Raw genomic sequence first — 9,812 nt, 5'->3', positions numbered from 1 at the left:
TAAGCAGTACTACTACTATCCCGTAAACTACTCCCAGCTAAAGCAGGGAGCTTTTAGTAGCCCTGCAGTTAGCAAGCCAACCGCGAGCCTCTGGGGTGGTTTACAACACCCCCAATCGACCGTTACCAGTGCCTTGAACAACCGTTTCTGGTGTCCGCAGTACAATTATAACCTAAAACAACTGAAGTTGCTAAAGGAGCTTTCCTCCCCGCACTGAAGTACGGGGCTTCCAGCCCTACCCGATGTGACTGCCAACGTCCTCCCATCTCTAGCAGGTGTCTAAGGAGAGAATTAGAGTGGAGATAATCCTACTCTAGTTTTGACGATGCAACGTTTCTTTTGGTTAGGTTTAGGGGCGATCGCCCTGCTGAATTTGACAGGTTGCCCGCTGCGGCAGGCGGTGCCAGAGCCTCTTGGCTCCACAGGTCATGGCTCCAGCCCCTTCGTCAGTGTGGGCGAGGGGAATAACAGCACCCAAAACTTCATTGCCAAGGTCGTGAGCGATGCAGGAGCGGCTGTGGTGAGTATCGACACCTTAGAACTCCCGAGTAATAAACAAGATAGTTTTTTTAACCCAATGCCTGAACCGGACGCTCCTGTGCGCCAAGGGCAAGGCTCTGGCTTTATCTTCGATGCCAGTGGCAAGGTCATGACCAATGCCCATGTCGTTGAAAATGCCAGTATTGTGCGCGTCACCTTGCCCGATGGCCGTGAATTTGATGGCAAGGTGCTCGGCACCGATCGCCTCACGGATGTGGCGGTGGTGGAAATTCCGGCAGAGAATTTACCCACGGTTCCCCTAGGTAACTCCGATAATCTAGTCCCGGGGGAGTGGGCGATCGCCATCGGCAATCCCTTAGGTCTGAGTAATACGGTTACCGCAGGGATTATCAGTGCCACTGGTCGCGGCAGTAACGAAATTGGCGCTGCCGACAAGCGCGTTAGTTTCATTCAAACCGATGCCGCTATTAATCCGGGCAACTCCGGTGGACCACTGCTCAATGCCGCTGGCCAAGTCATTGGTGTCAACACTGCCGTGATCTCCCAAGCCCAAGGGCTGGGGTTTGCCATCCCCATCAACACCGCCTATCGAATTGCCGAGCAGTTAATCACCACAGGGCGCGCCCAGCATCTTTACCTTGGAATTCGCATGGTGCGCCTCAGCCCTGAACTAGCCCTGCGCATTCGCCAAGAACGCCCAGACTGGAACCTTGAGACAACCCAAGGCACGCTGATTACGGATGTGATGGCTAACTCTCCCGCCGCCCAAGCAGGACTGCAGGCAGGGGATTGGATCGCCAAAATCAACGATGTGAATCAGCCCACCCCCCAGCAAGTTCAAACCATTGTTGAGCAAACTCAAGCGGGTCAAACCATTACCCTTGAGGTGCAACGCGGCAATACAAGTCAAACCTTTAGGGTACAACCCGCCCCCATGCCTGAAAACTTCTAGAAAACTGACAACGACTGCTTCTATGACACGACGAGGCACTATCGTTAATTGTTGTTAAGCATCCTTAGCGGTGTTTTCGTTTGATAGGATACGCAAAGATAGTTGCAAGCAACTGATTGCAGAGAGATGGCGCATAGGTCGTTGTTACGGCTAAAAATAAAAACAGATAAAATAAGTGCTATGCCCATATTAGTATGACAGTTAACACTGTCTCAGGTTGTCCCAAGGCTATGCTAAGGTTGGAATCACATCATGGTGGGCAAACATTCCACCTTGCTGCCCTCTATTCACAACGTCTCGTCTAAGGATGGAGTGTTTCCGTGACCAGCAAAAAAGTCCTTGTCATTGACGACAGTAAAGTTATTCGGTTGCGCGTCCGCGACATGTTACCGGAGGGCGACTACGAAATTTTGGAAGCGAAGGATGGCCGTGAGGGTTTGCAACTCATTGAACAGTCTGACCCGACCCTCATTATGCTGGACTTTCTGCTGCCAAGAGTCAGCGGCTGGGAAGTCTATCAAGAACTGGCGAAGACGGGTCTGCTGGGAGCCATTCCCCTTGTGATTATGTCGGGTCGTAAAGAGGAGGTTACGGAAAAGTTACAGGAACCCTTTGAGTGGTTTGAGTTCATTGAAAAGCCGTTTGAGCGTGAAGAATTAGAAGCTGCCATTCAAGAAGCGTTTCGCAAGGCACGCAAAGCTAGGCCGGTCAAAGCTGCTGCTCCGGCTTCTGAGACGGTAGCCAGCGGGAGTGTCGATCTATCCCCTATCTACGCAAAACTCGCAGCGCTAGAAACGGCCTTCGAGGAGTTCAAGGCCAAGCCTGTGGGGGATGCAGACACCGTTGCGCAACTCCAAGCGGCGGTGGCACAACTGCAAGCGACTCCCCCTAGTGGTGGTGATGAGGCTCGTTTGGCTGCCCTAGAGGCTGAAAATCAGAGACTCCATGCCGAAGTGGAACAGCTCAAGCGGGCGGTACACCAAATTGTGGCTGCATTGCGACGATTACAGGGAGCGCACTAAGGTTTGCTAGTGCCATTCAATTTCGCGCCGACCGGCGAGGGCACGAGCCAGCGTCATTTCATCGGCGTAGTCGAGGTCGCCCCCCACTGGTAGGCCAAAGGCAATACGGGTGACGGTGACAAAGGGTCGCAGCAGCTGGCCAATATAGAGGGTCGTCGTTTCACCCTCAATGCTGGGGTTAATCGCCAAGATGACTTCTTTGACGTTGGCTTGGCTGGCGCGCTGAATGAGAGGTTGCAGGTGCAACTGTTGGGGGGTGATGCCCTCCATGGGGGAAATCAATCCCCCTAAAACGTGGTATTTCCCATGATATTCGCGGGTTTTTTCAATGGCGATGACATCTCGCGAGTCGGCCACCACACAGATGGTTTGATCATCACGCTGGGGGGAAGCACAAATATCGCACACGGGTTCTGCAGACAGATGAAAGCACACAGAACACAGTCCCACCTGCTGTTTGGCCTCCAAGAGAGCTTGGGCGAGGGCTTGGATGTCTGCTTCCGGTCGTTTAACAAGGTAGAGTGCCAAGCGTTGGGCTGTTTTAGGGCCAATGCCCGGTAGGCGCTGCAACTGTTCGATCAACCGTGCTAGGGGACGGGTATAGACGCTACTCATAAGTAGGCTAGACGGAAACCGCACTGGCTAGGGGGGCGATCGCGCTCAGGCGCAGCTTTGGATGATCGGCGATCGCCTGCTGTAGGTTCCACTCGTTTTTGAACAGTAGCACTGGGCGACCCCAACTGTCCTTAACTGTCACCGCATTAAAGATGCGTCCTGCGGCCTCTAGAGCGTTCCAACCGTCAAGTACCCAACGCGCGACGGTGTAGGGCAGAGGGTCAAGGCGGGTTTCAACACCGTACTCGTTCAGAAGCCGAAACTGTACTACCTCAAACTGGAGTTGGCCGACGGCAGCTAGAATGGGATCCCGCTTAGATTCATCCGTGGAGTACATAATCTGCACTGCACCTTCCTCCCGTAATTCACTGACCCCTTTTTGAAAGGATTTGAATTTAGAGGGATTGGGATTGCGCAGGTAGGCAAACAGTTCCGGTGAAAAACAGGGAATCCCCTCGTATTCCAACTTGGTGCCCGTGTAGAGGGTGTCGCCAATGGCAAACATCCCCGGATTATTCAGGCCAATCACGTCGCCAGCATAGGCGGTTTCCAATGACTCACGGCCTTGGGCAAAGAGTTTTTGGGGGCGAGAGAGGCGAATAGTTTTACCAGTACGGGCATGGCAGACAGTCATGTCTTTCTCAAATTTGCCGCTGCACACGCGCACAAAGGCAACGCGATCGCGATGTTTGGGATCCATGTTGGCTTGGAGCTTAAAGACAAAGCCACTGAACTGTTCATGGTTGGGGTCAATGAGGCCGCGATCGCTGCGGTAGGCCGCAGGGGGGAGCGCATAGGTCAAAAAGTGCTCCAGAAAGAGGCGCACCCCAAAGTTCGTCATCGCACTGCCAAAAAACACGGGGGTCATTTTCCCCTGATGGACTAACCCTAAGTCCAGTTCGGCTCCTACGCCATCGAGTAGTTCTAGCTCGTCTTTGAGGTGGTTGTACTCTAGGCGATAGGATTCAATGTAGGCATCAATGGCAGACTCTCCCAAAGCAAGAATGGTCTCGATTGCTGCCCGAGAGCCATGGCTGCTGCGCTCGAAAAAGTGAATGTTGCGTTTGAGGCGGTCATAGACACCGCAAAARCGATCGCCCATTCCCAGCGGCCAATTCACTGGATAGGGAATTAACCCCAATTCCTGCTCAATTTCGTCGATGAGTTCCAGCGGTTCACGCCCTGGGCGATCCAGCTTGTTAATAAACGTAAAAATGGGCAGGCCGCGCAACTGGCATACTTCAAAGAGCTTGCGAGTTTGGGGTTCGAGTCCCTTGGCCGCATCCACCAGCATCACTGCGTTATCGGCAGCCGCCAAGGTGCGATAGGTATCTTCACTAAAATCCTGGTGACCCGGGGTATCCAGTAGGTTAATTTGATAGCCTTGGTAGTCAAATTGGAGCACCGTTGAGGTGATGGAAATCCCCCGCTGCTGCTCCATCGCCATCCAGTCGGAGGTGGCTTGACGCTGTGCTCGCCGGGCTTTGACCGCTCCCGCTTCGTGGATTGCGCCACCGTAGAGGAGCAGTTTTTCGGTGAGGGTGGTTTTCCCCGCATCAGGGTGAGATATGATTGCAAAATTACGCCGCCGCCTGACTTCGTAAGCAATTTCAGTTTGCAAGTCGCTGGTCATGGCAAGATATGTCACTGCTTTCCTAGTCTAACAGACCCTCTATGGCACAACCCTTAGTTCTAGTGACCGGTGGCGCAGGTTTCATCGGCGCTCATGCTGTTCTCGCCCTGCAACAGGCCGGCTTTGAAGTTCTGATTCTAGATAATTTAGAGCGCGGCCATCGGGATCTGGTGGAAACAGTTCTAAACGCTCAACTCATTGTGGGGGATATTGGCGATCGCCCCCTGTTAGATCAGGTATTTCACAGCCGTTCGATTGCCGCAGTCCTGCACTTTGCTGCCTATATCGAAGTGGGGGAGTCGGTACGCTTTCCCGATCGCTTCTACAAAAATAATGTGAACGGTACACTGACCCTGTTGCAGGCGATGGTGGCGGCTCAAGTTCCCTCCATCGTCTTTTCCTCCACCGCTGCGGTCTATGGGTTGCCGCAGCGCCTCCCCCTTGAGGAAACCGATCCTTGTGCCCCCATTAACCCCTACGGTCGCTCGAAGTGGATGGTGGAGCAGATCTTGGCGGATATGGAGCGTGCCTATGGCCTTAAATATGTGATTTTCCGCTACTTTAATGCAGCGGGTGCAGATCCCCACGGCCGCCTTGGCGAAGATCACCATCCCGAAACCCATCTCATTCCCTTGGTGCTACAGACTGCTCTGGGACGGCGCCCCCACATTAACATTTATGGCACTGATTATCCTACCCCCGATGGTACCTGCATCCGCGACTATATCCACGTCAGCGATCTTGCCTATGCCCATGTGTTGGGGTTGAAGTATTTGCTGGCAGGGGGGGAGTCAAACGTATTGAATCTTGGGAATGGTCAGGGGTTTTCGGTGCGGCAAGTGATTGACACGGCAGCACGAGTTACTGGCTGTCATATTCCAGTCCAGCACAGCGATCGCCGCGCTGGGGATCCGGCTCGTCTTGTGGCCAATGCCGATCGCGCCCGGCGTATTCTCGGGTGGCAGCCCCAGTATGCCGACATCGAAGAGATCATCGCTCATGCGTGGCAGTGGCATCAGCATCGTCACAGTTGTGCTTAAGTTGCGGCAATATAGAGGGGTGAACGACATAACTCCTGCACTGTTTTCAAAGGTTTGCCTGTGACTAAACGTATTCGTAATACCGCTCGGATGATTTTAGGCGTCTTGTTTAGCATGATTGGCGTGGTAGGGTTTATCCTGCCCCTTGTGCCGGGCACTCCTTTTTTACTAATTGCTGCGGCCTGCTTTAACTCGATGGAACCCGAAGAGCCACCAGCGGCAACCCGTAACGCCCAAGGGACTGAGTCAGCACAACCCATGGCATGAAGTATTTTTTCCTCACCGATGGCTGGCAAATTGGTCGTGTTTGGGAACCCCAAGGGCTATGGGATGTGCAGGCATGGCGGCGCTCACCCGTGATTACCCACACCTGTCTGTATATTCTCGAAGGGTCTGAAAAGTTGTGGCTGTACCAAGTGGAAGAAATTGTGGTGATGGTTGAGGTCAAACCCAGCCACCCTAATCCAGAATCCACCATTGGTCAAGTCACGCTCAAGCGACTGATGAGCGCTGAGGATGTGCTCACTTACCTGTCCACAAACCCTAGCATCACCGCCATTCAAATTGATAAAACCTACCCCTCATCAGGTCTTCAACGTTGATGTCGGGGTCAAGTTGGATGCGCATCGTTCTTTGCCTAAACCTCAAACAGGCGAATGGTGCCGAGTGGCTCTCTTGGCGCGGGTCACTAACCGCAGTAGGATCAAGGGAATAGGTTGAGGTAATTGGGGTGGACACAACCACGATTCAGCAACTCTTAGCATCAGCAGATGTGGGCGATCGCCTACAGGGACTGAACCAGTTGCGCTCCCTAGAGCCGGAGGTTGCCTTTCCCTTGGTCCAACCCCTCATCCAAGATGCTAACGCCCGGATTCGCTACGCAGCGGTGAGTCAGTTAGCCACTCTAGGTCACGTCAACCCTACCCAAACTCAAGAGTTGCTGCGCGATCGCCTGCTCCATGACAGTGAAACGGATGTGCGGGCTGCTGCCGCAGACGCTATGGCGGCGCTGCAACTTCCCTTTGCCCTCGAGGACTTAGAAACGGCTTACCACAGTACGGATGACTGGCTGTTACAGTTTAGTATTGTTGCTGCCCTAGGGGCCTTGGCTAATCCAGCCGCGGTTACCTTGCTCAAAGAAGCCTTGAATAGCTCGCAAGAACTGGTGATGTTGGCGGCGATTGGTTCCCTTGGCGAACTTAGGCAACCAGACATCTTGGACGTACTGCGCCCCTTTGTGGATTATCCTGACTGGCAGGKGCGGCATCGGTTGGCGATCGCCCTCGGCCAGATTGGCACCGCCGACGCCAAACAGATACTAGAGCAAATGCAAACCGATAGTGCCCAAGCGGTGGTTGAAGCCGTCCAGACAAGTTTGGCACAGTTGACGTCGTAGGGCTATTTGGCAACCGCTGTGGGCTATACCTTACCTGTGTTTGCAGCAGCGGCCGCTGTTGCTGCTCTGCGGTGTTTAACCGAGGGTACTTGCCCGTCAGCAGTCACCTTAGCCTTGCTGAACCCCAATCGCTGCGAAACGTTTACCATTGCCCAAGGAGCTTGCCTAGACCCTCAACAGGCTCTTGCCATTACCTACAGCGAACCCAGTGATCCCCTAGATATTACGCGGCAGACTCCTGTTTGGGCATGGGTGACTTGGGCAGATGCCACGACTCAGCCACGGATTCACCTTGAGGGGGGGGTCGGCATTGGCCGCCACCAAGCCACAGGAGAAGCAGCAATCTACCGTTACGCCAAGTTGCTGTTAACCACAAATCTAGAATTCTACTGCCCCAGCGATCGCGCCATTCGGGTCAGAATTATTTTGCCGGAGGGGGCGCAATTGGCACAGCGAACCTCCAATGCAGCCTTTGGGATTGTTGAGGGCTTATCGCTGCTGGGTACCGGGGCGATCGCCCAGCCCTTGACAGCCCCAGAGCAACTTGAGCAGTACCTCGCCGAACTGGCGACAAAAGCAGCCCAATCCTCAACCCTTGTATTTTGCATTGGCGAAAATGGCCTGCAGGTGGCGCAAACCCTTCACATTCCCCGGCAATTGTGCGTCAAGACTGCCAATTGGTTGGGCCCGATGTTAGTGGCGGCGGCAGAGCACAATATTCAGCAGTTGTTGCTCTTAGGCTACCATGGCAAACTGATCAAGTTAGCGGCGGGTATTTTTCACACCCATCATCACTTAGCGGATGCTCGCCAAGAAGTCTTCACAGCATTTTGTGCCCTTGCGGGCATTACAGGCAGCTTACTCCAGCAAATTTGGCGATCGCCAACCATAGAAGCGGCGTGCCAATTACTTGCAGCCAAAGCTCCAGACCAGTTAGCACCCATTTTAAGCCAGATTGCTAACCGCATTGACGAGCGCACCCTTGCCTACCTGCGTACCCACTGCTCTACCTCGGTAGCGCGATCATTGCAGGTGGGAGCAGTTCTATTTCGGCGCGATCGCCAAATCGTGGCAACCAGCCAAACCGCTCAAACCCTCTTAGCATCCCTAAGGCAAGTGATTGACTAGCAGACGGAGCTAGCCCCGGTGCTGGGCTCATAGCGCACGTTGGTACCTCCTAAGCCACAATAGCCATTGACATGACGGTGGAGATACTGTTGATGATACGCTTCAGCAAAATAGAAGTCAGGGGCGGGTAAAATTTCCGTCGTAATCTGGCCATAACCCGCTTCTTTCAGAGCAGCTTGGTAGCGATCTCGGCTGGCTTCAGCAAGAGCCTTTTGCTCCGGGGAATAGTAATAAATCCCAGAGCGATACTGCGTACCCACATCATTGCCTTGGCGCATGCCTTGGGTGGGGTCGTGGTTCTCCCAAAACACCTTTAGTAACGCTTCGTAGCTAACCTGTTGCGGGTCATAGACAACACGCACCACTTCATTGTGGCCAGTCATCCCAGTGCACACCTCTTCGTAGGTGGGGTTTGGCGTATAACCACCAGCATAGCCCACCGCAGTAACATACACACCGGGCACTTGCCAGAATTTGCGCTCTGCCCCCCAAAAGCACCCCATGCCAAACAACGCTAGTTCTAAGCCTGCGGGATAGGGAGGAGCCAAGGGATGACCGTTGACTAGATGCGCCTTGGGAATAGGCATTGGCTCACTGCGCCCAGGCAAGGCAGTCTGCGGACTGGGAAGGGTTAATTTTTTGAATCCAAAGAAGGCCATAGCTGCTCATCAACAACGCCCTAGGGCTTATTCTAGCTAACACCAACAGAACTTATCAGCATGTGGGGGTTCGGGAGCGCGATAAAACCCCGTCATGAACGATAGTGAAGGGGGGGGATACATGGACTCCCCGCGCGAGTCGAGGGGAGTCAAGAATCAACTTTTGGTACAATTATCTCAGATTTGGTAGATAAAATTCTCGTCTATAAAGCCAAGTTGCAAGGAACTCAAGACTAGGATCAGCGGCTCGATCAAGCGCTGCGGACGGGTCTTTTTGTTCGCAACAAAGCGCTTCGCTACTGGATGGACGGGCAAGGCAAACGCACGGCTGACCTCAACAAATACTGCCGAGTTTTAGCCAAAGAGTATCCTTGGGCGAAAAAACTCAACTCGCTGGCACGACCAACGATGGCAGAACGAGCGTGGTCAGCGATTTCTCGCTTCTATAACAACTGCAAACAAAAAGTGAAGGGCAAAACGGGAACAACGCCGTCTATCTCGCAAACAAGAGGGGTCAAAAAATCGCGCCAAAGCAAGGCTTAAACTGGGAAGAAAACACCTAACAGTCCAACGCCAGCGTAAGGATTGGGCTGTGAAACTAGCCCGGTGCGTAGTAAACTACTCCCAGCTAAAGCAGGGAGCTTTTAGTAGCCCTGCAGTTAGCAAGCCAACCGCGAGCCTCTGGGGTGGTTTACAACACCCCCAATCGACCGTTACCAGTGCCTTGAACAACCGTTTCTGGTGTCCGCAGTACAATTATAACCTAAAACAACTGAAGTTGCTAAAGGAGCTTTCCTCCCCGCACTGAAGTACGGGGCTTCCAGCCCTACCCGATGTGAATGACATCGTCGAGAGGATATTTTTTA

General features: G+C 53.4%; 11 protein-coding genes and 1 pseudogene. 9 read left to right on the top strand and 3 right to left on the bottom strand.

Annotated elements, in window-relative coordinates; genetic code table 11:
• From L5470_RS12845 to L5470_RS12835, 3 genes are all read left to right on the top strand, one after another.
• Positions 1-217 (top strand): hypothetical protein (locus L5470_RS12845; RefSeq protein WP_499500201.1); only part of this gene is annotated, 217 nt, incomplete at its 5' end.
• A gap of 108 nt (positions 218-325) precedes the next feature.
• Positions 326-1,453 carry a trypsin-like peptidase domain-containing protein gene (locus tag L5470_RS12840; RefSeq protein ID WP_099798917.1) on the top strand — a complete coding sequence of 376 codons (1,128 nt, stop codon included), beginning with the start codon at positions 326-328 and terminating at the stop codon, positions 1,451-1,453.
• Between the two features lie 320 nt (positions 1,454-1,773).
• A complete protein-coding gene (locus L5470_RS12835; RefSeq protein ID WP_499500200.1) occupies positions 1,774-2,475 on the top strand; it encodes a response regulator in 702 nt (233 codons plus the stop codon).
• A 6-nt stretch (positions 2,476-2,481) separates the two neighbouring features.
• Here the strand turns inward: L5470_RS12835 and recR are convergent, their stop codons facing one another.
• Together recR and prfC are read right to left on the bottom strand one after the other, a co-directional pair.
• Positions 2,482-3,090, bottom strand: coding sequence for a recombination mediator RecR (gene recR, locus L5470_RS12830; RefSeq protein ID WP_499500199.1), 609 nt, complete (start codon positions 3,088-3,090; stop codon positions 2,482-2,484).
• A 7-nt stretch (positions 3,091-3,097) separates the two neighbouring features.
• Entirely contained in the window at positions 3,098-4,723 is a 1,626-nt protein-coding gene (gene prfC / locus L5470_RS12825) for a peptide chain release factor 3 (RefSeq protein WP_499500198.1), read from the bottom strand.
• 41 nt (positions 4,724-4,764) lie between these two features.
• Here prfC and galE point away from each other — a divergent pair, with 41 nt between their 5' ends.
• The 5 genes from galE to cbiD all read left to right on the top strand — a co-directional run bounded on the left by galE (position 4,765) and on the right by cbiD (position 8,287).
• Positions 4,765-5,763 (top strand): UDP-glucose 4-epimerase GalE, encoded by a 999-nt coding sequence (gene galE, locus L5470_RS12820; protein WP_099798914.1) that lies wholly within the window; start codon positions 4,765-4,767, stop codon positions 5,761-5,763.
• A gap of 60 nt (positions 5,764-5,823) precedes the next feature.
• Positions 5,824-6,030, top strand: coding sequence for a DUF454 family protein (locus L5470_RS12815; RefSeq protein WP_227517301.1), 207 nt, complete (start codon positions 5,824-5,826; stop codon positions 6,028-6,030).
• Positions 6,027-6,365 carry a hypothetical protein gene (locus tag L5470_RS12810; protein WP_099798912.1) on the top strand — a complete coding sequence of 113 codons (339 nt, stop codon included), beginning with the start codon at positions 6,027-6,029 and terminating at the stop codon, positions 6,363-6,365. Before L5470_RS12815 ends, L5470_RS12810 begins: the two co-directional genes overlap by 4 nt.
• Before the next feature lie 128 nt (positions 6,366-6,493).
• Entirely contained in the window at positions 6,494-7,159 is a 666-nt protein-coding gene (locus tag L5470_RS12805; protein WP_499500197.1) for a HEAT repeat domain-containing protein, read from the top strand.
• 18 nt (positions 7,160-7,177) lie between these two features.
• Positions 7,178-8,287, top strand: a complete 1,110-nt coding sequence (gene cbiD, locus L5470_RS12800) for a cobalt-precorrin-5B (C(1))-methyltransferase CbiD (protein ID WP_499500196.1) — start codon at positions 7,178-7,180, stop codon at positions 8,285-8,287.
• Here the strand turns inward: cbiD and msrA are convergent.
• Entirely contained in the window at positions 8,284-8,946 is a 663-nt protein-coding gene (gene msrA, locus L5470_RS12795; RefSeq protein ID WP_099798910.1) for a peptide-methionine (S)-S-oxide reductase MsrA, read from the bottom strand. The genes cbiD and msrA overlap by 4 nt on opposite strands.
• A 484-nt stretch (positions 8,947-9,430) precedes the next feature.
• On the opposite strand from msrA, the pseudogene L5470_RS12790 reads away from it, so the two are divergent.
• A pseudogene (locus L5470_RS12790) lies at positions 9,431-9,754 on the top strand (transposase); the annotation flags it as partial.
• Positions 9,755-9,812 lie beyond the last annotated feature (58 nt).

It is taken from the genome of Synechococcus sp. PCC 6717 (assembly GCF_022698185.1).
GTDB classification, from domain to species: Bacteria; Cyanobacteriota; Cyanobacteriia; order Thermosynechococcales; family Thermosynechococcaceae; genus Thermosynechococcus; species Thermosynechococcus lividus.
The sequence above is the reverse complement of the archived record's forward strand: the minus strand, read 5'-3'. Positions and strand labels throughout refer to the sequence as shown.

What these genes read in the sequence shown, in the direction of transcription:
- L5470_RS12840 (WP_099798917.1), top strand. Translation starts at nt 326, where the DNA reads ATGCAACGTTTCTTTTGGTTAGGTTTAGGGGCGATCGCCCTGCTGAAT.
- recR (WP_499500199.1), bottom strand. Translation starts at nt 3,090, where the DNA reads ATGAGTAGCGTCTATACCCGTCCCCTAGCACGGTTGATCGAACAGTTG.
- galE (WP_099798914.1), top strand. Translation starts at nt 4,765, where the DNA reads ATGGCACAACCCTTAGTTCTAGTGACCGGTGGCGCAGGTTTCATCGGC.
- L5470_RS12810 (WP_099798912.1), top strand. Translation starts at nt 6,027, where the DNA reads ATGAAGTATTTTTTCCTCACCGATGGCTGGCAAATTGGTCGTGTTTGG.
- msrA (WP_099798910.1), bottom strand. Translation starts at nt 8,946, where the DNA reads ATGGCCTTCTTTGGATTCAAAAAATTAACCCTTCCCAGTCCGCAGACT.